Annotated in this window: 16 protein-coding genes; 10 read left to right on the top strand and 6 right to left on the bottom strand. The window is 72.0% G+C overall.

Going from position 1 to position 23,159, the window contains the following annotated elements:
* Window positions 1-213 precede the first annotated feature (213 nt).
* From ACWDR3_RS13630 to ACWDR3_RS13595, 8 genes are all read left to right on the top strand, one after another.
* On the top strand, window positions 214-2,346 hold the full coding sequence (locus ACWDR3_RS13630; protein ID WP_450352665.1) for a hypothetical protein: 2,133 nt from the start codon (window positions 214-216) through the stop codon (window positions 2,344-2,346).
* An 85-nt stretch (window positions 2,347-2,431) separates the two neighbouring features.
* Window positions 2,432-3,964 (top strand): GT4 family glycosyltransferase PelF, encoded by a 1,533-nt coding sequence (gene pelF / locus ACWDR3_RS13625; protein ID WP_450352664.1) that lies wholly within the window; start codon window positions 2,432-2,434, stop codon window positions 3,962-3,964.
* Entirely contained in the window at window positions 3,961-5,370 is a 1,410-nt protein-coding gene (locus ACWDR3_RS13620; RefSeq protein WP_450352663.1) for a hypothetical protein, read from the top strand. Before pelF ends, ACWDR3_RS13620 begins: the two co-directional genes overlap by 4 nt.
* Window positions 5,371-5,461: 91 nt before the next feature.
* The gene (locus ACWDR3_RS13615; RefSeq protein WP_450352662.1) at window positions 5,462-6,463 is read left to right on the top strand and encodes a GDP-mannose 4,6-dehydratase; all 1,002 of its coding nucleotides are present in this window, start codon (window positions 5,462-5,464) and stop codon (window positions 6,461-6,463) included.
* A gap of 31 nt (window positions 6,464-6,494) precedes the next feature.
* A complete protein-coding gene (locus tag ACWDR3_RS13610; protein ID WP_450352661.1) occupies window positions 6,495-7,208 on the top strand; it encodes a nucleotidyltransferase family protein in 714 nt (237 codons plus the stop codon).
* 7 nt (window positions 7,209-7,215) lie between these two features.
* Window positions 7,216-8,127 (top strand): NAD-dependent epimerase/dehydratase family protein, encoded by a 912-nt coding sequence (locus ACWDR3_RS13605; RefSeq protein ID WP_450352660.1) that lies wholly within the window; start codon window positions 7,216-7,218, stop codon window positions 8,125-8,127.
* Window positions 8,124-8,783 (top strand): spherulation-specific family 4 protein, encoded by a 660-nt coding sequence (locus tag ACWDR3_RS13600; protein ID WP_450352659.1) that lies wholly within the window; start codon window positions 8,124-8,126, stop codon window positions 8,781-8,783. The genes ACWDR3_RS13605 and ACWDR3_RS13600 overlap by 4 nt, the downstream gene beginning before the upstream one ends.
* Entirely contained in the window at window positions 8,783-9,724 is a 942-nt protein-coding gene (locus tag ACWDR3_RS13595; RefSeq protein ID WP_450352658.1) for an endo alpha-1,4 polygalactosaminidase, read from the top strand. The genes ACWDR3_RS13600 and ACWDR3_RS13595 overlap by 1 nt, the downstream gene beginning before the upstream one ends.
* Before the next feature lie 18 nt (window positions 9,725-9,742).
* Here the strand turns inward: ACWDR3_RS13595 and ACWDR3_RS13590 are convergent, their stop codons facing one another.
* Window positions 9,743-11,947: a protein kinase domain-containing protein gene (locus tag ACWDR3_RS13590; RefSeq protein ID WP_450352657.1), complete on the bottom strand. Its 2,205-nt coding sequence runs from the start codon at window positions 11,945-11,947 to the stop codon at window positions 9,743-9,745.
* Between the two features lie 205 nt (window positions 11,948-12,152).
* Between ACWDR3_RS13590 and ACWDR3_RS13585 the strand changes: the two genes are divergently transcribed.
* Window positions 12,153-12,929 (top strand): alpha/beta fold hydrolase, encoded by a 777-nt coding sequence (locus tag ACWDR3_RS13585; protein ID WP_450352656.1) that lies wholly within the window; start codon window positions 12,153-12,155, stop codon window positions 12,927-12,929.
* 123 nt (window positions 12,930-13,052) lie between these two features.
* On the opposite strand, the gene ACWDR3_RS13580 is transcribed toward ACWDR3_RS13585, so the two are convergent.
* On the bottom strand, window positions 13,053-13,658 hold the full coding sequence (locus ACWDR3_RS13580) for a lamin tail domain-containing protein (RefSeq protein WP_450352655.1): 606 nt from the start codon (window positions 13,656-13,658) through the stop codon (window positions 13,053-13,055).
* Between the two features lie 378 nt (window positions 13,659-14,036).
* Between ACWDR3_RS13580 and ligA the strand changes: the two genes are divergently transcribed.
* Window positions 14,037-16,172, top strand: coding sequence for an NAD-dependent DNA ligase LigA (gene ligA / locus ACWDR3_RS13575; RefSeq protein WP_450352654.1), 2,136 nt, complete (start codon window positions 14,037-14,039; stop codon window positions 16,170-16,172).
* 129 nt (window positions 16,173-16,301) lie between these two features.
* Here the strand turns inward: ligA and ACWDR3_RS13570 are convergent, their stop codons facing one another.
* The 4 genes from ACWDR3_RS13570 to ACWDR3_RS13555 form a co-directional block, all read right to left on the bottom strand.
* A complete protein-coding gene (locus tag ACWDR3_RS13570) occupies window positions 16,302-19,481 on the bottom strand; it encodes a hypothetical protein (protein WP_450352653.1) in 3,180 nt (1,059 codons plus the stop codon).
* Between the two features lie 2 nt (window positions 19,482-19,483).
* On the bottom strand, window positions 19,484-21,340 hold the full coding sequence (locus ACWDR3_RS13565; protein ID WP_450352652.1) for an HSP90 family protein: 1,857 nt from the start codon (window positions 21,338-21,340) through the stop codon (window positions 19,484-19,486).
* A 46-nt stretch (window positions 21,341-21,386) separates the two neighbouring features.
* The gene (locus ACWDR3_RS13560; protein ID WP_450352650.1) at window positions 21,387-22,373 is read right to left on the bottom strand and encodes a hypothetical protein; all 987 of its coding nucleotides are present in this window, start codon (window positions 22,371-22,373) and stop codon (window positions 21,387-21,389) included.
* 195 nt (window positions 22,374-22,568) lie between these two features.
* Window positions 22,569-23,129 (bottom strand): hypothetical protein, encoded by a 561-nt coding sequence (locus ACWDR3_RS13555; RefSeq protein WP_450352649.1) that lies wholly within the window; start codon window positions 23,127-23,129, stop codon window positions 22,569-22,571.
* Window positions 23,130-23,159: the final 30 nt, after the last annotated feature.

Here is a 23,159-nt window from a genome sequence, read left to right as displayed (position 1 = left end):
CACTCGGTGAGCGCGACGCGACGACCGAATGGACGCCTCACTTTTCCGTCACGTTTCGCAGCATGACCACAAAAGCTACACAGGGGCACCACTATGTGACGCGACTGATGCGTGACGACTGGCGTCTGAGGGGGGCGTGGCGTCACGCATGGGGGTGCGTCCGCTCCGGCGGGAGCAAGTGGCGACCCCTGCCCGGGGAGGGAACAACACCGCATGAAGCGGACCATACGCACGACCGCGCTCACTGTGGGCGCCCTCATAGCCTCGTTCGCCCTGCCGGCGGCCACGGCCCACGCCGACGCGGTCACGCCCCGCGTCGATCTGCGGGTCCTGATCGTGAGCGACGGAGGCCCGTCCACCGACGCCGTCGCGGCCGAACTGGACACCGAGGGAACGCCTTACACCGAGGTAGACCTGCAGGACTCCGCGAGACCCGTGATCGACGCGGCCTTCCTCGCGGACACGGTGGACGGCGTTCCGCGCGCCAAGTTCCAGGCCGTGGTCCTGCCCAACGACAACCCGTTCGCGGCCGGTTCGGCCGAGATGACGGCCCTCGCGGCCTACGAGCAGACCTACGCGATCCCGCAGGTCGACGCCTACACCTACGCGCGTCCGGAGGCCGGGCTCAACTACCCGGTCAACGGCGGCTATTCGGGCAGCCTGGACGGTGTCTCCGCGCAGGTCACCACGGCCGGCGCCGCCGGACCGTTCGGCTACCTGGACGGGCCCGTGCCCTTCGAGGACAACTCCCCCACCGTGGGCGAGAGTTACGCCTACCTGTCGACGCCCGTGGCGGGCGCGGACTTCACCTCGTACGTCGACGCCCCGATCCCCGGCAGGACGACCCGGGGCTCGCTGGTGGGCGAGTACCGGCACGACGGCCGACGGGAGCTCGTCGTCACGTTCGTCTACAACCAGTACCAGGAACAGTTCCGGCTGCTGGCCCGCGGCATCGTGGAGTGGATGACCGGCGGGGTGCATCTCGGCGCCTCCCGCAACTACTTCGCGGTCCACGTGGACGACGTGTTCGCGGCCGACGACCGCTGGGACTCCACCCTCAACTGCACGCCCGGCGACATCGACTGCCCGCCCGGCCAGGGCGTGGAGAACCCGATCCGGATGACCGCGGCCGACGTCGACTACGCGGCCGACTGGCAGACCGACCACGGCATCACCCTCGACATGGTCTACAACGGCGTCGGCAGCGTGAACCAGCGCGAGGACAACGACGGCGTCGACGAGCTCGCCGACGAGTTCGTCACCGACCGCAACAGCTTCCGCTGGGTCAACCACACCTACTCGCACCCGTTCCTGGGCTGTGTGCAGAACGTCACCGTGGTGCCGTGGAAGTGCGCCACCAACGCCGACGGCAGCACCCAGTGGGTCAGCGAGAACGAGATCTCCGACGAGATCGCGACCAACCGCGCCTGGGGCCAGTCGGTCGGACTCCCGCTGGACACACAGGAGTTGGTGACCGGCGAGCACTCGGGTCTGCGGATCCTGCCGCAGCAGCCGGTGGACAACCCCAACCTGGCGCCGGCGCTGACCGCCAACGGTGTGAAGTGGCTCGCCTCCGACAACTCCCGTGACCCGGTGCAGCGTCAGGTCGGTCCGGCGACGACGGTCTCGCGCTACCCGATGAACGTCTTCTACAACGCGGGGCGGACCGCCGAGCAGGTCGACGAGTACAACTGGATCTACACCGGCCGGGCCCAGGGCGGCAGCGGCATCTGCGAGGACAACCCGGCGACCTCGACCTGTCTGGCCGCGCCGCTGTCCACCTCCACCGGCTACGCCGACTACATCGTGCCGCTGGAGACCAGGACCGCGCTCGGGCACGTGCTCTCCAACGACCCCAAGCCGCACTTCATCCACCAGTCCAACCTCACCGAGGACCGGATCGCCTACCCGGTGCTCGACGGTGTCCTGGACGGCTACAACGGTCTGTTCGCGGACAACACCCCGGTGGTGAACCTGCGGATGAAGGACATCGGCACCGAGCTGCAGCGACGCGCGGCCCGGGACGCGGCGCTCGACGCCGGTCAGGTCACCGCGTACCGCATCGGCGACACGGTGACCGTCCAGGCGCCCAACGGCGTGCCCGTGAGCGCGACACTGCCCACCGGCACCACACAGGGCGGCTCGGCGTTCGGCTCCGCGTACGCGGGCGAGGTCTCCGGCTGGGCCACCTCCACGGGAGCGCCGCTCACCCTCGACCTGCCCTCGTCCACCCCTTCCCTGACCGCGACCGCCGACGCGGCGGACCCGGCGACCACCTCCACCACTCCCCCGACCAAGGTGCCCGCCGGTGTGACCGAGCAGGTGCCCTACGTCCCGGAGAACTGAGCGCGGCACGCCCGACGGTCCCGGTCGCACCCAACGCGGCCGGGGCCGGAACGACCGCCACCGACCTCGGCCGTGGAGCCCAACCATGCACGTTCACGACGGCGCGCGACGCTCCGGCTCAACGCGCGTCACCCTGCTCACCGAAGGCACCTACCCGCACAGTCACGGCGGGGTGAGCGTCTGGTGCGACCAGCTCGTCACCGGAATGCCCGACCTCGACTTCGAGGTCGTCGCCGTGACCGGCACCGGACGCGAACCCCTGGTGTGGGACATCCCGGACCACGTCTCGCGCGTGGTCTCCGTCCCCATGTGGGGTCCGGCGCCCGACGGCCGCCCGCCGCGCGGCAGGGCCCGCAACCAACTCGCCCACGCCTACGAGCAGTTCCTCACGGCGCTGCTGGACCCGCGGGCCGAGCACGGCTTCGCCGACGCGCTGTACACGATGGCGCGGGCCGCGGCGGACGGCACGCTGAGCCCGTTCCTGCGCGGCGACCGGGCGATCGGTGTGCTGACGGCGGTGTGGAACCGTCCGGGCCTGGCCGTACGCGAGGCCCGGCCGAGTCTGCACGACGCGATCACCGCGACCGCCCTGCTGGAGCACGCGCTGCGGCCGCTGGCCTCGCCGCTGCCCGAGGACGGGGTGGCGCACGCGGTCAGCGGCGGGGTCGCCGCGCTGCCGGGGCTCGCCGCGCTCGAACAGCACGGCGTACCGCTGCTGTTGACCGAGCACGGCGTCTATCTGCGCGAGCGCTACCTCGGCTATCGCACCGCCCCCTACCGCTGGCCCGTGAAGGCCGTCGTGCTGGGCTTCTTCCGGCTGCTGGCCGCGGAGACCTACCGGCGGGCGGCCCTGATCACCCCGGGCAACCGCTACAACCGGCTGTGGGAGGAACAGGGCGGCGCGGACCCCGGGTCGATCCGCACGGTCTACAACGGCGTGGACCCCGGCGCCTTCCCGATGGCCGGTCCCGAGCCGGAGCGGCCCACCCTGAGCTGGGCCGGCCGGGTCGACCCGATCAAGGACCTGGAGACGCTCATCCGCGCCTTCGCGCTGGTCCGGGGTCAACTCCCGGACGCGGCACTGCGGTTGTTCGGCGGCACCCCGCGCGGCGGCGAGGCCTACCGGGAGCGCTGCGAGGCGCTGGCCGCCGAGTTGGGGCACGGCGACGCGGTCACCTTCGAGGGCCGGGTCGAGGACATCAAGGACGCCTACGCGGCCGGGAACGTCGTGATGCTCTCCAGCATCAGCGAGGGCTTCCCGTTCACCCTGATAGAGGCCATGTCCTGCGGGCGGGCGACCGTCTCGACGGACGTCGGCGGGGTGCGGGAGGCCGTCGGGGACACCGGTCTGGTCGTACCGCCCCGCGACCCGGCGCGGATGGCCGCCGCGGCCCTGGAGCTGCTGGCCGACCGCGAACGCCGCCGCACGATGGGCGAGGCGGCCCGGCTGCGGGTCATCGAGCAGTTCACGCTGCGCCAGACCGTCGACACCTTCCGCTCGATCTATCTGGAGCTGTCGGCACTGGGCCGCATGTGGACACCGGACACCTCCGTGGAACTCGCCGAGGCGCGCGAGGGCGGCTCGGTGTCGTCAAGGACCGGGAGCATGGCCGGATGAGCGGGCCGATGGCGCTCGAACCGGACGGCTCGGAGGGGGACACGCTCTCCCTCCGGCTGGCCGAGGACCGCTCACGCCGCGGGCGACTGCTCGGCGACGACCGCACCCTGGCGCTGCGCCAGCCGCACTGGGGCGCGGACCACGCCGCGGTCGACGAACTCGCCGCCGAGCTGGCCGACCGCATAGGACCGGCCGTGCACGCCTACGAGGTCGCCGCGCTGCTGGAGTCGGAGGGCCTGACCGCCGAGGTGATCAAGGAGCGGTACGGCCATCCGAGCCTGTTCTCGCTGGCCGCCGCCCTCTACGAACGGGTGCCGCGCACCTTCCCGGAGCCCGCGCGGCCGACCGACCCCTGGCGCCCCGACCATGTGCGCTGCGCCCTGCGCGGGGCCCTGTTCGCGCTGCCGGGCCTGGCCTATCTGCTCACCGGACCGCTGTGGCACGCCGAGCGCTCGGTCTCGGTGCTGGTCGTGGCCGGACTGATCTCCTGGGCCTGGGGCCAGGCGCTGGGCCACCGGGCCTTCCTGCGCATGACCGCGGGCCGGCGGGAGGCGGCCCGCACCCTGCTCAAGGGCGCCCCGCTGGGTGCCGCGGTGGCGACGGCGGCGGGCTCACTGGTCACCGGCTCCGGAACGGCGGCACTGGCCGCGGGGGCACAGTCGGTGTATCTCGCGGCGGCGGGCGTGCTGTTGGTCCTCGGCGGAGAACGGCTGCTGCTGGCCGCGCTCACGCCGATGATCGCCGGCGCTGCCGTGCTGCCGTGGTGGGAGCCGGGCACCCTGCTGCGGGCCGGGCTGCCGCTGCTGTCCCTGCTCGGCGCGGTGGCCGTGGCCGCCTGGACCCTGCGCGCCGCTCTCGCCACCACCCCGGCGCCGGGCAACTCCCGTCCCCCGCTGCGCCGTTCGGTGCCCTACGGCCTGTTCGGACTGGCCGCCGGATCACTGGTGCTGCTGACCGGGCAGGACCAGCCGTACGCGGTGATCGTGCTGACCGTCAGCATGGGTCCCGCCGAGTGGCTGCTGTACCGCTACCGCGGACTGTCGGTGGCGGCGCTGCGGGCCACCGCCACCCCGACCGCCTTCCAGCTGCGCTCGGCGGGCATCCTCGTCCTCTGCCTGTGCGCCTATCTGCTGCCCCTGCTCCCGGCGGCCCTGCTCACCGACTCCGACCCGGCCCCGCTGCTGCTGCTCGCCGCGGCACTGTGGACGGCCCTGCTGCTCCAGGCGTTCGGGGCGGCCTGGCCGCCGGCCGGGGTCTGTCTCGTCGCCGCCGCGGCGGCGGGCGCGCTCACCCTCATGGACTCGCTGCCGGGCACCGAGGCCCTGTCGCTCTGTTGCGGCGTCGCCGCCCTGTGTCTCACGGCGTGTGTGCTGCGCCTGCTGGGACGCCCCGCTCCGCACGCCTGACCGCCTGGACCGAGTCCCCGTCCGGACGTGCACCACCTCCATATCGCGAAACCCCCCACAGGAAGCACAACCGACCGGAAGGAAGCACGAGTTGACCACCGCACCACTCGCCGCAGTCACCGGAGCCGAGGGTTTCATCGGCTCCCACCTCACCGAGGCGCTGGTCGCCTCCGGGCATCGGGTGAGGGCCATGGCGCAGTACAACTCCTTCTCCTCCTACGGCTGGCTGGAGACCCTGCCGGCGGACGTCCTCGACCAGGTCGACATCGTCCTCGGCGACGTCCGCGACCCGGGCTCGGTCCGCGGTCTGCTCGAAGGCGCCGACACCGCCTACCACTTGGCCGCGCTGATCGCGATCCCGTACTCCTACCAGGCACCGCACAGCTACGTGGACACCAACGTCACCGGCACCCTGAACGTGCTGGAGGCGGTCCGCGCGCTGGGCACGCCCCGGCTGGTGCACACCTCGACCAGCGAGACCTACGGGACCGCGCAGACCGTGCCGATCACCGAGGACCACCCCATCAACACCCAGTCCCCGTACGCCGCTTCGAAGGCGGGCGGGGACCGGCTGGCCGACAGCTACCACGCCAGCTTCGACACCCCGGTGGTGACCCTGCGGCCCTTCAACACCTTCGGTCCGCGCCAGTCGATGCGGGCGGTCATCCCCACCGTCATCGGCCAAGTGGCCGCCGGGGAACGGACGATCACCCTCGGGGACCTGCGCCCCACCCGCGACTTCACCTACGTCAAGGACACCGCGCAGGCCTTCCTCACGGTCGGCACCGCGCCCGCCGAGCAGGTCGTGGGCCGGACCTTCAACGCCGGCACCGGCGGGGAGATCTCCATCGGCGATCTCGTCTCGCTGATCGGCAAGGTGATGGACACCGACCTCGACGTGCGCGAGGACACCGCGCGCATCCGTCCCGCCAACTCCGAGGTGATGCGGCTGGTCGCCGACGCGAGCCGGCTCACCGCCGCGACCGGCTGGCAGCCCGCGCACTCCCTGGAGGAAGGCCTCGCCGGGACCGTGGAATTCTTCCGCGACCCGGCCAACCTCGCCCGGTACAAGACCGGCATCTACAACATCTGACCCGACCGGTACGTCCAGAAGGAGGAGTCCCATGCACGCAGTGATCCTGGCCGGAGGCAAGGGCGTCCGGCTGCGGCCCTACACCACGGCACTGCCCAAGCCGCTCGTGCCCATCGGAGATCAGCACGCGATACTGGAGATCGTGCTGCGCCAGCTCGCCGGGGCGGGATTCACCCGCTGCACCATCGCGATCGGCCACCTGGGCGAGATCATCCGCGCCTATGTGGGCGACGGCAGCCAGTGGGGCATGAACATCGACTACGCCACCGAGGAGAGCCCGCTGGGCACCATGGGCCCACTGCTCACCATGCTCGACCGACTGCCGGAGACGTTCCTCGTCATGAACGGCGACATCCTGACCGACCTCGACTACGCGGACGTCCTTCAGCAACACCGCGAGGCGGACGCGCCGTTGACCATCGCGACGTACTCCCGCAAGGTGCACATCGACTTCGGGGTGCTGACCACCGACGACGGCCGGGTCGTCGCCTTCACCGAGAAGCCGAGCATGGACTACCGCGTCTCCATGGGCGTGTACGGCCTGTCCCGGTCCACGCTCGCCGGCTACACCGCCGGACTGCCTCTGGGCTTCGACGAGTTGGTCCTCGACCTGCTGAAGACGGAGAACCCGCCGCACGCCTACGACTTCGAGGGGTACTGGCTGGACATCGGACGCCCGGACGACTACGACCGGGCCAACGCCGAGTTCACCTCCCGCAAGTCACTGTTGCTCAAGGGAGCCTGACCTTTCCATGCGCATTCTCGTCCTGGGCTTCACCGGCTATCTGGGCGGCCATGTCGCCGATCACCTGCGCACCCTCACGGGTGTCCGGGTGCTCGGCGGCGGCCGCTCCCCCGCCGCGGAGTTCGGCATCGACCTCGCCACCGCCCGCGCGGACGACCTGGCGCGGGCACTGGCCGACGCGGCACCCGACGCCGTGATCAACTGCGCGGGCACCACCGGGGGCGACGCCGTGACCCTCGCCGAGGTCAACTCCCGCGGCCCCGCGGTCCTTTGCGCGGCGCTGCGCAAGGCGGCGCCGACGGCCCGGCTGATCCATTTGGGCTCGGCCGCCGAGTACGGCCCCGGCGAACCGGACGTGAAGGTGACCGAGTCGGCGGCCACCCGCCCGGTCGCCGTGTACGGCGCCACCAAGCTGGCCGGCACGGTCGCGGTCACCACCTCGGGACTCGACGCGGTGGTGCTGCGGGTCGGCAACCCCGTGGGCGCGGGCGCCCCGGCGGCCGGACTGCCCGGCCGGGTCGCAGGGCTGCTGCGCGAGGCGGGCGGAGACCCCGGAGCGGTGATCCGGCTCGGCGACCTGTCCGCGTACCGCGACTTCGTCGACGCGCGGGACGTGGCACGGGCCGCGGCGCTCGCGGTGTCGGCACCCCGCACCCTGCCGGGCGTCCTCAACATCGGCGGCGGACAGGCCACTCCCGTACGGGACTTGGTGCACACGCTGGCGCGCGTCTCCGGGTTCCGGGGGCGGATCGAGGAGAACGGCGGCGGTTCCGCGCGGTCGGGGGAGGTCTCGTGGCAGTGTTCCGACATCACGGCCGCCGAAGAGGCCCTCGGCTGGCGGCCCTCGTACCCCCTCGACGACTCACTCACCGCACTGTGGACGGCGACGGCGGCCCCGGAAGGCGACCGGACGCCGTGAGCCTGCTCATTCCGCTGTACGTCCATCCCGCCGAGGATCCCGGCGCCTGGCACCGGCTGATCGGGGCGGCGGCCGGGACCTACGCGGTCGTGATCAACCCGGCGAACGGGCCGGGTCCGGCGCCCGATCCCGCGTTCACCGCGGCGGCGGGGGCGCTGCGCGCGGCCGGTGCCCGGCTGCTGGCGTACGTCGACACCGACTACGGCGCCCGCAGTCCGGCGGAGATGACGGACGACGTCCGCCGGTACCGCGAGTGGTACCAGACCGACGGCTGCTTCCTCGACCAGGTGACCGCCTCACCGGACGAACTGCCCGCCTGCAGACGCCTGGTGAGGTCCCTGCGCAAGCTCGGTGCCACGCCGGTCGTCCTCAACCCCGGCATCCACCCGGCGCCCGGGTACGCCCGGCTCGCCGACCTCGTCGTCACCTTCGAGGGCCACTGGTCGACGTACGTCTCGACGTTCAGCCGGCCGGAATGGACGTCCCGGCATCCGCCCGAGCGGTTCTGTCATCTCGTCTACGGTGTGCCCGAGGCGCTGGTGCCCCTGGCCGTACGCACCGCCCGCGAACGCGGCGCGGGTGTGGCCGGCCCGGTGACGGGTGAACTCCCCAACCCCTGGACGCAGTTGACACCCGCACTGGAGGACACGAAGTGATGAGGCGTACCGCCCTGGCGTGCGGATTGCTGACGGCGTCCCTGGTGCTGAGCGCGTGCTCGGGAGCGGGGGACGACGACCGGGCCGACGGCGGCGACCGTACGACGTCGAGCGCCCCGGACCGGTCCACCGACCCCGCCACGACCGGGCGGCCCTCCCCGTCCGCCACCGCGCGGTCCGCCTCGCCGACCGAACGGCCGACCGCCACGCGCACACCCACCGCGACGACTCCCGCCACACCGAAACGCTGGCAGCCGACCCCCGGCGTCGCCTGGCAGTGGCAGCTCGACGGCGAGGTCACCCCGTCCGTCGACGTGCCCGTCTACGACATCGACGGCTTCGAGAACACGAAGGCGGACGTGGCCCGGCTGCACCGCGCGGGCCGCAAGGTCATCTGCTACATCAACGTGGGCGCCTGGGAGAACTACCGCCCCGACAAGGACGACTTCCCCAAGTCGGTGCTCGGCGCCGGCAACGGCTGGGCGGGCGAGCGCTGGCTGGACATCCGCCGGCTCGACGTGCTGCGGCCGATCATGGAGCACCGCTTCGACATGTGCCGCGACAAGGGATTCGACGCCGTGGAACCGGACTTGGTGGAGGGCTACGCCAACAAGACGGGCTTCCCGCTGACCGCCGCCGACCAACTCGCGTACAACCGAATGATCGCGAACATCGCGCACGCCCGCGGCCTGTCCGTCGGCCTCAAGAACGACCTCGCCCAAATCCCCGAACTTGTCCGGCACTTCGACTTCGCGGTCAACGAGGAGTGCGCGCAGTACGACGAGTGCGGGCGGCTCCGCCCGTTCACCGCGGCGGACAAGGCGGTGTTCCACGTCGAGTACGAGGTGCCCAACAGCGAGTTCTGCGCCGAGTCGCGCAAGCTGAAGCTGTCGTCGATGAGCAAGAAACTGGACCTCGGGGTGTGGCGCCGACCCTGCTGAACACCGGGCGGAGATAGATCAGTTGGCGGCGGCGGGCGTCTGTGTGCCCGAGGGGCGGTCAGGTCGTACGGAGAAGGCCTTGTCGCCCGCCACGGCCACGATCGCGTCCTTCACCAGCACCAGACTCGGGATCCGGTCCTCCGCCGAGGTCCCCAGGTCGTCCACCTTGTCCGTGGTCCACGCGACGGCACCCGTCCTGCGGTCGAGCGCGAGCAGCCGGCCGTAGCGGTTGGCGAAGTAGAGATCGTCGTACGTCGTCGAGCGGACCGGCGCCGAGAGGTTCTCGATCTGCGTCCCCTGCTGCCACAGCCTGGCGCCGTCGGTCGCCCTGTTCGCGGTGACGGTCCCGTCGGGGCGGACGAAGTAGACGGTGCCGTCGACGACGGTGGCCGAGCCGCGCGGGGTGCCCTCCAAGGGGATCCGGACGGCCGTGCCGGTGTCCGGGTCCACCTGGAGCAGGCTCTTGTACGCCTCGTCCCGGCCGTCGTTCGACTCCCACTCCGCCTGCTGGGGCACCAGGAACAGCGGCTTCCCGCCGACGGCGCCGAGCGGCGACGCGGTGACGGGCAGCTTGTGGACCTCGTGCGCCGTACCGTCGGCCGGTTCCAGGCGCAGGAGGCCGGCCTGGCCGACTGTGGGGTCGTTCGCGTCGACGCACACACCGTAGGGGGCGTCGCCCAGGACCATGGGGGCGCAGTTGGTGCCGGCCGACGACTTCGCCGGTGTCCGCCACAGGTCCTGGCCCGTCATCGCGTCGAGGGCGACGAACTCCTCGGCGCCCTCTCGCATCGCGAGGACGCCGCCGTCGAAGAGGACGGCGGGCGTGCCCGCGTCGACCGTGCGCGTCCAGACCGGCTTCCCGGTCTCGGCGTCGAGCGCGAACACCCGCTGGGCGGAGTTCACTTCGTTCGCGTCCGGCTGGTCGAATCCGTACACGATCCCGTCCTCGACCCCGAGGGGTCGCTCCGAGCTCTGCGGGCTGCTGCCGAAGCGCCACTTGACGCGGCCCGTGGCGCCGTCGATCCGGGCGACCGTGAAGCCGGTCCCCGAGCAGTACACGGCGGAGTCGGCGGACACGCAGCCGGATTTCACGCTGTCCACGTTGACGACCAGGGACGTGTTCTTCACGGCCTTGACCAGGCTGGTCTGCCAGGGCTGCCACCCGGCGGGCAGCGTCACGGCGGGAGCCGCGGAGCCGCCGGACGCGGAGGCCCGCACGGCGCCCGGGTTCGCGCGGCCGCTCGGGCCGGACGTCAGGTAGTACGCCGTCGACGCGCACACGACGGTGCCGGCCAGCGCCGCACCGAGGACGACGAGCCGCCGTACCCGACGTGTGCGAACTCCCTCGGCGGTGGCGCCGGTTGCCGGTGCGATCGTCGTGCCGCCGCCGGGCCCGCGAGGGGCATTGCGGTGTCCCGGCACCGTCGGCGGGCCCGTCATGTCCGGCAGGTCCAGCAACAGGCTGTGCAGTTCGGCGAGTTGGGGGCGGTTCGCCGCGTTCTTGTCGAGGCAGCGGGTGGCGATGGTCCGCAGCGGTTCGGGCACTCCGTCCAACTGGGGCTGCTCGTACATGACCTGATAGCCCGTCAAGTACGGGCTGGCGCCGTCGAAGGGGCGGTTGCCGGTGGCCGCGTACACCAGGAGCGAGCCGAGCGAGAAGACGTCCGAGGCGGCGGTGACGTCCTTCGGGGAGGAGAACTGTTCCGGTGACATGAAGGGCGGGGTGCCGATCAGGCGGCCGGTGACGGTGAGGGCCTGGTTGTCGGCGGCGCGGGAGATGCCGAAGTCGATGACGCGCGGGCCGTCCTCGGCCATCAGGACGTTGCTCGGCTTCAGGTCCCGGTGCACCACGCCCGCCTGGTGGATGTCCCGCAGCGCCTCGACCAGGCCGAGCGCCAGCATGCGCAGGGCGCGCCCGCCCAACGGGCCGTCCTTCTCCACCGCTTCGGCCAGGGTGCGGCCCGGCACGTACAGCGTCGCCATCCACGGGACCTCGGCGTCGGGATCGGCGTCCACGACGGGCGCGGTGAACGCGCCGCTCACCCGTCTCGCCGCCGCGATCTCCTGCCGGAAGCGGGTACGGAACTCCTCGTCCAGCGCGTACTGCGCGTGCACGACCTTGACCGCGGCCTGCCGTCCGGAGGCCGAGAGACCCAGATAGACGACCCCCATGCCACCGCTGCCGAGCCGGTCGATCAGCGCGTAGCCGCCTATGGACCCCATGGGCCCCGATTCCCCGGTCCTTGGTGGCATCGCCGGTTACCCTCTCCAACCCCGCTGCGCCGCACAGCCGTTCGGCGGCATCAGGCTAACGCCTGCGCCACTCGACCCTCTCCACGTCCCTCTCGTCCCAGGGGGCGGTTCCGACACAGGTCCCCTTCTGCGCGTAAATTCCCCCATAAGGGAAGATCGACGAAGGACGGTAACGATGGTGTTCAGTCGACGTCAGTTCTCCGCTGCCGGCGCGGGAGCCGCGGCGATCACGCTCGCCGGTGCCACGACGGCCCGCGCGACGACCCACAGCGGCAAGCCCGCAGTACGCAATGTCGTCCTGGTTCACGGCGCCTACGCGGACGGCTCCTCCTGGGCGAAGGTCATCCCACTGCTCCAGGCGGCGGGGCTGAACGTCATCGCGGTGCAGAACCCCCTGACCTCGCTCGCCGACGACGTCGCCGCCACGAACTTCGCCCTGTCCCGGGTGGACGGCCCCACGGTCCTGGTCGCCCACTCCTACGGCGGCACCGTCATCTCCCAGGCCGGACTCGACCCGAAGGTCAGGGGCCTCGTCTACGTCGCCGCCCGCGCCCCGGAGGCCGGCGAGGACTACGCCGCGCTCTCCGCGACGTTCCCCACCCCTCCGGTGAACGCCGGGATCATCACCTCGGGCGGCTTCAAGTTCATCGGCCGGCCCGCTTTCCTGCGGGACTTCGCGAACGGCGTCCCCCGCAAGGAGGCCCTGACGCTCTACGCCGCCCAGGGCCCGCTCTCCACCGCCGCGCCCACCACGAGCGTCGCCGCCTGGCACCAGCGGCCGTCCTGGTACGCGGTCTCGAAGAACGACCGCACCATCGATCCCGACCTGGAGCGCTTCATGGCCCGCCGCATGGGCGCCACGACCATCGAGGTCGACGCGGGACACCTGTCGCTCGTGACGCACCCGGAAGTGATCAGCAGGCTGATCCTGCGGGCCGCGGCAGGGAGTTGACGTCTCACGCCCCCCGCCCGCACCGCACAACGCGGACGGCGCGCCGGACCCGGAGGCCCGACGCGCCGTCTGTTCATCGCCCGTTACGGGCTACTCGATCAACCCCCCGATCGGTGCGCGGTGTCAGCGGCGCATGTCGCGGCCGGCGCCGTCGTGGCCACCGCCGTGACCGCCACCCTGGTGACCGCCACCCTCGTGACCGCCGCCCTGGTGGCCACCACCCTGGTGACCGCCACCCTGACCGCCGCCCTGGTGGCCGCCGCCCTGGTGGCGACCCCAGGAGAAGTCGTCGACGAGGCGGTTGCGGTCGTTGCGCAGGGTGACGGTGCCGCGGTCGTTGTCCCACACGTAGTTGCGACGGTCCTGGAAGAGGTCCCTGCGGCTGTCGCGGCCCTCACCGGAGTGGACGCGGACCGTGGCGCGGGGGGCCAGGCGGTAGTGGTGGAACGTGTACGTACGGCCGTGGTCGTCCTTGAGGGTCCAGCCGTCCAGGTTGACCGCGTCGCGGGTGGTGTTGGTCAGGTCCACCCACTCGTTGTTCAGCGAACGGTTCGAGCGGTCCTCGCGTCCCGGGGAGTCGTACTGGAGGGCCGAGATCTCCACCTTCGGCCCGTGCGGCCGAGCGTGGTCGGCCGCGGACGCCGGCAACGTCACCACGGAAACCAGGGCGCCGGCGGCCAGTGCGGCGGCGGCGAGACGGCGGGCGGTGACAGAAGCGGAATCGGACACAGAGTCCCCCTGCATAGTGCGGGCACCCTCTCGCGGGCAGCGGTCATCACTGTCCCCGAGAGATTCGGTGCGGTGTGCTTGTGCGGCCGGTCGGCCTCACACCCACACTCTGTCCACCGAGTGCGGGACACGGGTGGGAAACGTGGATGCTTTTGCCTGTTGACCATGCTTTCGTAACGCTCGACTGCACTGTCCATGTATGTCGTGTATGCGCGAGGTTGACGATCAACTTCCGTGCGGCCATTGGCCGCACCCCCGCTTTCGCCACATCACGCCACCCCGCACCGCCGAGGGCGTTCACCCGAAAGTGAGTAACAGCCGAGGTGCCGCGGAATCGCTCCGAGGGCGTTGTCAGTGGTGGCAGGCAGGATGGAGGGCATGACGACACCAGTTGCAGTGATCGTGGATGCCGCCGCCTACGCGCAGGCGGTCGAGGACGCGGTGAAGGCTTCGGCCGCCTATTACGCGGGCGACACGTCCGCGCTGGACGACGACGCCTACGACCGGCTGGTGCGCGGTATCGCCGCGTGGGAGGCCGACCATCCGGACCAGGTGAAGCCCGATTCACCGACCGGGAAGGTGGCCGGCGGGGCCGTGGAGGGCGATGTGCCGCACACGGTGGCGATGCTGAGCCTGGACAACGTGTTCTCGCCGGAGGAGTTCACCGCCTGGACCGCGTCCCTGGCCCGGCGTCTGGGCCACGACGTCGAGCGCTTCAGCGTCGAGCCGAAGCTGGACGGACTCGCCATCGCGGCGCGCTACACCGACGGCCGACTCAGACAGCTGATCACCCGAGGGGACGGGACGGCCGGGGAGGACGTCTCGCACGCGATCGGCACCATCGAGGGGCTGCCCGTCGAGCTGACCGAGCCGGTCACGGTCGAGGTGCGCGGCGAAGTCCTCATGACCACGGCCCAGTTCGAGCACGCCAACGAGGTGCGCACCGCGCACGGCGGCCAGCCGTTCGCGAACCCGCGCGGCGCGTCCGCGGGCACCCTGCGGGCCAAGGAGCGCACCTACACCGTGCCGATGACGTTCTTCGGCTACGGCCTGCTGCCCCTGCCCGGCACCGGGACGGACCTCGCCGACCTGCTCGGCGACCTCGCGCACAGCGAACTGATGGCGCGGGCCGCCGAGTACGGGGTGAACACCACCGCGACCACCGCCGTGCCCGGCACCGCCGTCGACACGGTCGAGGAGGTGCTGGACCGGGTGCGCGAGATCGCCGCCCTGCGGGCCGAGCTGCCGTTCGGGATCGACGGGATCGTCATCAAGGCGGACCTCGCCGACGACCAGCGGACGGCCGGTTCGGGGACGCGCGCCCCGCGTTGGGCGATCGCCTACAAGCTGCCCGCCGTCGAGAAGATCACCCGCCTGCTGGAGGTGGAGTGGAACGTGGGCCGCACGGGCATCATCGCCCCGCGCGCGGTCCTCGAACCGGTCGAGATCGACGGCGCCACCATCACCTACGCCACGCTCCACAACCCGGCCGACATCACCCGCCGCGATCTGCGCCTGGGCGACCACGTCATGGTCCACCGGGCCGGCGACGTCATCCCCCGTGTCGAGGCCCCCGTCGGCCATCTGCGCACCGGCGACGAACAGCCCATCGCCTTCCCCGAGGTGTGCCCGCGCTGCGGGGCCGACATCGACACGAGCGAGCAGCGCTGGCGCTGTGCGAACGGACGCAACTGCCATCTGGTGGCCGCCCTCTCCTACGCCGCGGGGCGCGACCAGCTCGACATCGAGGGCCTCGGCCACACCCGGGTCGTGCAGCTCGTGGACGCGGGCCTGGTGACCGACCTCGCCGACCTGTTCGCCCTCACCCGCGAACAGCTCCTGGACCTGGAGCGGATGGGCGAGACGAGCACCGACAACCTCCTCGCCGGGATCGCCGCGGCCAAGGGGCAGCCCCTGTCGCGGGTGCTGTGCGCGCTCGGCATCCGCGGCACCGGCCGCTCCATGTCCCGCCGGATCGCCCGCTACTTCGCCACGATGGACCACATCCGGGCGGCGGACGCCGAGACGATGCAGCGGGTCGAGGGCATCGGCACCGAGAAGGCCCCGTCCATCGTGGCCGAGGTCGCCGAACTCGCGCCGCTCATCGACAAGTTGGCGACCGCCGGGGTGAACATGACGGAGCCCGGCGCCACTCCGCCGGCCGCGGAGGACGCCGAGACCGACGCCGGTTCCGGCTCCAAAGGCACGGGCTCCGAGGGCTCCGGCTCCGACGGCCAGGCGGAGACCGCCGAATCTGCGGGCGGGCCGCTGGCCGGGATGACGGTCGTGGTCACCGGCGCGATGACCGGCCCGTTGGAGAAGCTCAGCCGCAACCAGATGAACGAACTCGTGGAACGCGCCGGTGGCCGCTCCTCCTCCAGCGTCTCCAAGAAGACCACTCTCGTGGTCGCCGGAGAGGGTGCCGGATCCAAGCGCACCAAGGCGGAGACGCTCGGCGTCCGGCTGGCCACGCCGGACGAGTTCGCCGCCCTGGTCGCGGACTTCATCGGCTGATCGGCGCCCTTGCGGGGTCGCCCTTGGCCGGGTCGACCCTCGCAACGTCACTCCGGCCGACGCCAGTCCGACCCTCCGACCGCCGTCAGTCCCGTCGCCGTCACTCCCGTCGCCGTCACTCCCGTCGCGTCACTCCTCGTCCCGCAGTCGGGCCGTCAAGGCGAGCAGTTCCTCGGTCAGTTCGGTGTGGCCCAGGGCCGTCAGGCGGGCGACGGCCGCGTCGAGGCGGGTGAGTGCGGGTTCCGTGCGCTCCAGGTAGAGACCCTCCACGACACCCGCGAGACGGACGCACTCGGCCCACTCGCCGGCGCGTTCGTCGTCCGGTCCCGGCTCGCCGATCAGCGAGAGCGCCTTCTCCAGGGCGACCAGCGCGTCCTCGTACTCGCCCGCGTAGGCGTTGACCCGCCCGTGTTCGTAGGCCAGGGCGGAGTCCAGGGACCGGCCGTGGTGGTGGTGTTCGGCGGCGCGCGCCTCGTCGGCGATCCGGCCCGCGTCGTCGAGGAAGCGGAGCGCGTCGGCCAGGCCGTCGGGGCCCTGCTGCTGGGTCTGGAGGCGGGCGAGTTCGCGCAGGCAGCTGCTGAGCTGCTCGTAGCGCGGGGCATGGGCGTGGGCGGCGAGCGCCTGGTCCGCGACCTCGCGGGCCCGGGCGAACTCGCCGGACTCACCGAGGAGTACGGCGGTCTCCGCGGCGATCATCGCGTGGCTGCCCGGGTCGTCGTCCCAGCCGGCCGACGCGGCTGCCAGGGTGACGTACTCGGCGGTGGCGGCCTTGAGGTCCTCCCCCGCGCACAGTGCGCGGGCGCGGGTCAGCCGCAGCTGGGCGACGAGCCGGTCGTCCAACTCTCCCGCGGTGACGACCGGTTCGGCCAGCAGGGAGTCGAGCAGGGCGATGCAGTCCTCGATGCGGCCCAGGTCGAGGGTGAGCTGGGCCGCATTGCTGTACGTGCAGTACGCCTCCGTCCGGTTGCCGCGGCGCAGGGCCACCTCCGCCGAGCGCGTCAGGTGCCGCAGTGCCTCGTCGGGGCGGCCCAGGCGCAGGGCGGCCTCGGCCAGATCGCTCTGGAGGCGGGAGGTGTCGACCGAGTCGGCCGGCCACTCGGCGGCCAGTCGCAGGCCTTCGGTGAGGTTGTCGTACGCGGTCTGCGCGTCCCGGAGGCCGAGTTGGAGCCGCCCGCGGAGGCCGAGCGTCCGGGGCAGGTGCCAGGCGGGACCCTGTGCCTTCAGCCGGTCGAGAAGGGCGTCGATCTCGGTGATCGCGGCGGGCAGGTCGCCGGAGAGGGCGTACGAGCTGGCCCGCATCAGCACGGCGCCGGAGATCTGTGTGACGACGTCGTGTTCGGTGGCGAAGGCCTCCAGCAGGTCCACCTCGGCGAACACCGACGCGGCATGCTCGTCGCTCCCGGATGCCTGCAACCGCAGGCCGAGCGCGGTCGCCCGCATCCGCAGCAGCCGGGCCTCCTGGTACGGGGCGAGCCCGGGCGTCTCCTCGTGAAGCCGGACGAGGGAGGCGTGAGCGGCGGTCAGCGCGACGACCTTGGCATCGGCGACGGGGTCTGCAACCGAGGTACGGTCCGCGGTCCCCGCGTCACCACCTTCCGCAACCTTTGCCTCAACACCCTTGGTGGCCTTCGAGTCGACACCGTCCACGGCCCTTGCCTCGGCGCCGGCCGCACCGCGCGCCTCGATACCGCCGGTGACGTCCTCATCGGCACCAGCCGCGTCCTCCGCCTCAACACCCTTGGCGGCCGTCGCGTCGACTCCGTCGGCGCCCGACGGCCCGGCCCCGTCAGTGTCCTCCGCAGGCATCTCCGCGAGGGCCAGCACCGCGCAAGCCCGGGAGAACGCCGCCTCGCCCAGCTCTCCGGCGTCCTCGTACAGGGCCGCGGCCTCCTCGTGGAGTGCGGCGGCGTCGGCGTACTCGTCCTTCTCGCCCGCCCGGTTCGCCTCGTCGGAGAGCAGGTCCGCGCGCAGCCGTTCGAGCGGGCCCACGGCCGGGTCGTCGGGGTGGGTGTAGTCCCGGGCCGCCACGAGTGTGCGCAGGCGTGCCCAGCAGGCCGTCGCGTCCGGGTGGCCCTGCTGGTCCAACGTCCTTGCCCGGAGGATGAGTTCGGGCAGGGAGTCGGGGAGGGCGGCGTCCGTGCGCGGGGCGGGCGCGGCGACCGGCACGGCCGCCGTGGCGACGTCGTCGAGGCTGCGGGTGCGCAGGGTCAGGTCGAGCGCGTCCAGGAGCGGGGCGCGGTCGAGGCGGGCCTTGCGGCGGTCGGTGTGGGCGGTCGTTCCGTTGCGGGCGTCGAAGCGGGCGGCCAGGCCGTCGGCGCGGTCGCGCACCTCGGCGCGCAGGCCGGTCACCGTCCAGCTGCGGCCCGCGTACCCGGCGGCGGGCAGTTCGCCGTGGCCGAGGAACTCGACGCGCTGGAGGAGGACTTCGACGCCGGTGAGGAAGCCGAGCTGGTCCAGCGGCGAGTCGACGTCCTCGAACAGGTTCCGGTTCTCGGCGAGCAGTTCCAGGCCGCGCGCCTCGTTGCCGGTCAGCGCGCAGAACTCCAGGTGCCGGCCGACCTCTTGGGACATCGAGGGGTTGCGGCGGCAGCCGCGGTAGCCGGCCAGGTGCAGTTCGCGGGCCCGGTCGCTGCGGCCGGTGCGCAGCAGGGGCAGCAGCGCGTACGAGACGGAGCGGGCCGGTTCCTCCTGGCAGGACTCCTTGCCGGCGAGGACGGGCTCCCAGGTGCCGAGCGCCCGTTCGTCGTCGCCGGCGGTGAGGTGGTGCAGGGCGCGCGCGCAGGTCTCGCAGGCCTCGCAGTCGCTGAGCCGGACGCGGCTGCGGCCCGCCCACAGTTCGTAGGCGAGGTCGGTGTCCTCGCCCGCGTGGACGGCGAGGTGGTACGCCTGGCCGTAGTAGGGCTGGAGGTCGAGGCCGGCCTTCTCGTAGCGGTCGCGCATCTCCGTCAGCCACTGGCGCAGGCTGGCCAGCGGTATCTCGGGCAGGGCGAGCAGCGCGGTGGCCACCCACTTGAACCGCCAGAAGAGCATGTGGCGCAGGCGCTCGTCGAAGACGTCGGGCTGCTCGTCGAAGAGGGTGAGCAGACGGGCGAAGACGACGGGCGACTTCCGGGGTTCGGAGCCGTAGGTGTACGCCTCCTGGAGTTCGAGCAGCGCGTGGACGAGGGGTACGGGCTCCGCCAACTGCTCGGCCACGTCGACGAGTTCCTCGGCGGTGACGGTGCGGGTGCGGCCGTAGGGGCGGCGGTCGTTCTCCTGCAGCGCCTGGAACAGCTCGTCCGTGTTCTGGGGGTGGGGTGCGGTCGGCATCGTCAGCTGTCCTTGCGGAGGGCGTGGGCGAGAAGGTCGAGGAAGGAGCGGTTGATGAGGCTCGACTCGGCGGGCCGCAGCGGGCGCCGGGAGAGCATCGCGGCCTGCCCGTAGAGGGCTTCGGCGCTGGTGCGGGCCAGCTCGGGCTCGTCGATGGAGACGGCGGTGCGCACCAGCGGGTTGAGCTGGTTGAGGATCAGCTGGGCGCGCGGTGCCTCCTGGCGCAGGGCGCCGAGGATGTCGCCCCACAGGCCGCCCTCCGACTCGCGGGCGAGCTGGGAGCGGGTGCGCTCGTGCCGGGCCTCGCGGCTGTCGACCAGGAGGGCGGGCGCGGAGGCGGGGTGGAAGGTGCGCAGTGCGACGTCGCAGTCGAAGACGGCGAGGGCGTCGCGGGCCTGGGCGAGATAGGCCGCGGCGGCGAGTTCCGTCTCCCGGTCGACGGGGTCGAGGTGGGCGGTGAGGGTCGCCGGGTCGAGGTCGGCGACGGTGACCTCGGGCCTGATCTCGGGCAGCCGGTGGACCAGTTCACGGTCGTAGGTGTAGCCGCCGTTGACGACGCCGAGCCCCGCGGCCGAGGCGATGGCCGCGACCTGCCGGAACTCCTCCACGCTGGAGGTCACCAGCACGGTGCGGTGGGTGCGCGCGAACTCGTCGAGGGTGCAGTGCCCGTCGGTGGTCTCGAACGGCAGCCAGGGCAGCAGCATTCGCAGGATCTCGTCGTCGTGCACGGCGAGGGACTTCACGGCCAGGTGGTGAGCCTGGAGGAAACGGCCGAGCAGGTCCGGGTCGCTGGCGGCGGCCCGGGCGATCCACGCGCGCAGCCGCTCGGCGAGGGCGTCACGGACGGCTGCAAGGGTGTCGTCCTCGTACAGGGATTCACGCGAGGCCGTCGGGCGCAGGCTCTCGGCGTCGACGACGCAGCGCACGAAGAAGGCCCACTCGGGCAGGATCTCCTCGGCCTGCTCGGACAGCAGCATGCCCTTGACGTGCACGCGGTGGCCGTGGCGGCGACCGGCGGGCACGGCCTCGGGCAGGACGCAGGCGATGCCCTTGAGGCCCACCGCCGGCAGGTCCAGCTCGATGGTGTCCAACGGCGTGAATCCGAGGGCTTCTTCGCCGAACGCGGCCAGCGCACGGGAGCGGGCTCCCGGCGTGGGGTACGTGCGCGCCCAGGGGGCCGGCTCGGGGTTGACGGACGCACCGGTGCCGGCCGGACCGCCCTTGCCGTCGTCGAAGGTCACCGGGTGGCGCAGCAGGGACCCGAAGTGCCGGGCGAGCGCGTGCACTTGGGCCGGGCGGGTCCACTCGCCCGCGTCGGCGCGCGGGGTCAGCGTGACGGTGGTGCCGGGCCGGGGCCGGGCGGAGGCGGGCAGGGCGCGGACGGTGTAGCTGCCGTCGCCGCGTCCCCGCCACTCCACGGCGGGCGCCTCGGGCGAGGCCGCGGACCGGCTCAGGACGTGGATCTCGTCCGCGACCAGGAAGCAGGAGAGCAGTCCGATGCCGAACTGGCCGATGAAGTCGCCGCGTTGCTCGGCGATCTTCTCCGCGCGCTTGCTGCTGCGGCCGATCGTGGCGAGGAAGGTGTGCACGTCGGCCTCGGTGAGACCGACGCCGTCGTCCTCGACGCGTACGACGGATCCGTCGGCGTACAGCCGGATGCCGAACGCGTCGGCGGGCGCGCCGGGTTCGAGGCGGTGCCGGGCGGTCAGCGCGTCGACCGCGTTCTGCATCAGCTCCCGCAGGTAGACGCGGGGGCTGGAGTAGAGGTGATGGGAGAGGAGGTCGACGAGGCCGCGCAGATCCACCTGGAAGGTGCGGTCGGCGCCGGCCTGGCTCGAAGGGGTGTCGGGCAGTGTCATCGGGCAGTCCGGTGTGAGGTGAGCGACGAGCGGGTGGGCGACGGAATCAGGCGCTGCGCCGGGCGCGGGCGTACATCTTCTCCGGCTGCGCCATGTACTTCCACGGCCATGGGGTGAAGGCGCCTTCGAGCTGCTCGAAGATGCGCGGCAGCGCGCTGCGCGAGGAGGCCAGCGACATCGCCATGGCGAAGGTGTTGAAGTCCTCCTGCCAGCCCGGGAACCGCTGGTAGCCGGGGTGGAGGATGCTGTGCTCGGCCGCCTCCAGCAACTCGTCCTGGATCTCGGGGGTTTCGAGGCAGCTCTTGTTGTCGGACTCCACCCAGTTCTCGATGTGGGCCATGGCGATCACACAGCCGAGCCGGTGGCCTTCGGGCGCGCCTGCGAACGCCTCACGGGCGAACGCGAGGGCCTGGCCCGGCTCTCCGCTCCAGCGGGGCTGGAGGTACGAGATCCACTCGACGTGGGTCTCCAGGTCCAGCGGGTCGCGGCGCAGGGCGGCGTCGCGCCGGGTCTCGTTGACGGCGTGGCCCAGCGACATGCCCCGGCCGGAGGTCAGCAGCCGGCGCCACGGCGTGATCCACTCGGGCCGCAACTCGGCGGCCTCCAGCAGCAGTTCCTCGGCGATGTGCAGCCGCTCGTGGAAGATCCGCCACTGCTCCTGCGTGACGTTCACGGCACGGTCGGCGGTACGCGCCTCCCAGCCCCAGCTGATGTGCCGGGCCCCGGATATCAGCAGGGCGGTCGCCCGGTGCTCCTTGTCCTCCTCGACGGCCCGCCCGATCCAGTCCTGCACTCCGTCCAACTCGGCCAGCTCGCCGAGGACTTGGTGCTCCCGCCCGAGATCGAACGGAACCAGCGCGGCCTTGACCGCCTCCCACTCCCCCGCGTCGGCCGCCTCCACCAGTTCCAGCACCCGCACGTCCCCGAGCGCGCGCAGCGGATACACCCCGTTCTTCTGCCGGCGCGGCACGGAAAGGGCGTGCAGAACCTCCGCCGGTCTCTCCGCACCTCTCCCGAACAGCTTCCCCAACATGCCGCGCCCTCCCCTGGTCCCGCGTGATCGTCCGGAGCAGCATAAACGGCACCACCGACAGGGCTTCCACAGGGTTTTCACCTGGGCTTCACGGGGCGAACCGGGCCCGGTCCTGTCTCCCTCCGGCGTCCCCCCGACCGCTCTTCCCGCCTGACAGAAGCTGCCTACAACCCACATCAAGGACGACCGCACCCTCTACTCAGGCCCCTCGAACCTCGTCCCCTGTCGCCCGGCCGCTTCCACGTTCCACTCCCGCGGCAGCTCCTCGTCGCAGAAGACGCAGACGAAGTCCTCCTCCCGAACGATGTTCACCTGACCGCAGGCGAGACAGCGCCGGAACACCACCTCGTGGGTGAAGCCGGAAGGATGATCGATCCCTGCCGCGTCCAGAGCCTTCGCGACGGCGGGCCATGAGCTGATGTCCGGGCAGTATCCGGTCGACTGGTTGCTCACCTCGTCAACCACCCACTGCCCGGCCTCCACGCGGAAGCTCATCTCCCCGGCGCCCAGCACGGGGCCACCGCCGGCACACACCACATGCTCGCTCCGGCGCGGCGCCAGCCGCAGCACACCGGCCGCGTCGATGACGTACGTGAAGGGCTCGGCCAGTTCCACCGCTGCCACAGTCGAAGCCCAGTCATCGAAGGCCGCCGCCGAGTGAATGCCTCTGCCTTCGGCCTCCGGCCGAACAAGGCGCCGCAGATCAGGCGGTCCCACATACCGGTAGCTCCACCCCAGCAGGTTCACGCCGACCAACGTAATCCCCTCGCACGCCCGCGTGGGTTG

The sequence above is a fragment of the Streptomyces sp. NPDC001002 genome, from assembly GCF_053599215.1.
This window is presented reverse-complemented; position numbering and strand designations above follow the sequence as displayed.

Bases quoted from the DNA above. Each gene is read 5' to 3' on its own strand.
- ACWDR3_RS13565 (WP_450352652.1), bottom strand. From the start codon at position 21,340: ATGACACTGCCCGACACCCCTTCGAGCCAGGCCGGCGCCGACCGCACC.
- ACWDR3_RS13570 (WP_450352653.1), bottom strand. From the start codon at position 19,481: ATGCCGACCGCACCCCACCCCCAGAACACGGACGAGCTGTTCCAGGCG.
- ACWDR3_RS13630 (WP_450352665.1), top strand. From the start codon at position 214: ATGAAGCGGACCATACGCACGACCGCGCTCACTGTGGGCGCCCTCATA.
- ligA (WP_450352654.1), top strand. From the start codon at position 14,037: ATGACGACACCAGTTGCAGTGATCGTGGATGCCGCCGCCTACGCGCAG.
- pelF (WP_450352664.1), top strand. From the start codon at position 2,432: ATGCACGTTCACGACGGCGCGCGACGCTCCGGCTCAACGCGCGTCACC.
- ACWDR3_RS13605 (WP_450352660.1), top strand. From the start codon at position 7,216: ATGCGCATTCTCGTCCTGGGCTTCACCGGCTATCTGGGCGGCCATGTC.
- ACWDR3_RS13560 (WP_450352650.1), bottom strand. From the start codon at position 22,373: ATGTTGGGGAAGCTGTTCGGGAGAGGTGCGGAGAGACCGGCGGAGGTT.
- ACWDR3_RS13620 (WP_450352663.1), top strand. From the start codon at position 3,961: ATGAGCGGGCCGATGGCGCTCGAACCGGACGGCTCGGAGGGGGACACG.
- ACWDR3_RS13595 (WP_450352658.1), top strand. From the start codon at position 8,783: ATGAGGCGTACCGCCCTGGCGTGCGGATTGCTGACGGCGTCCCTGGTG.
- ACWDR3_RS13590 (WP_450352657.1), bottom strand. From the start codon at position 11,947: ATGGGGTCCATAGGCGGCTACGCGCTGATCGACCGGCTCGGCAGCGGT.
- ACWDR3_RS13585 (WP_450352656.1), top strand. From the start codon at position 12,153: ATGGTGTTCAGTCGACGTCAGTTCTCCGCTGCCGGCGCGGGAGCCGCG.
- ACWDR3_RS13610 (WP_450352661.1), top strand. From the start codon at position 6,495: ATGCACGCAGTGATCCTGGCCGGAGGCAAGGGCGTCCGGCTGCGGCCC.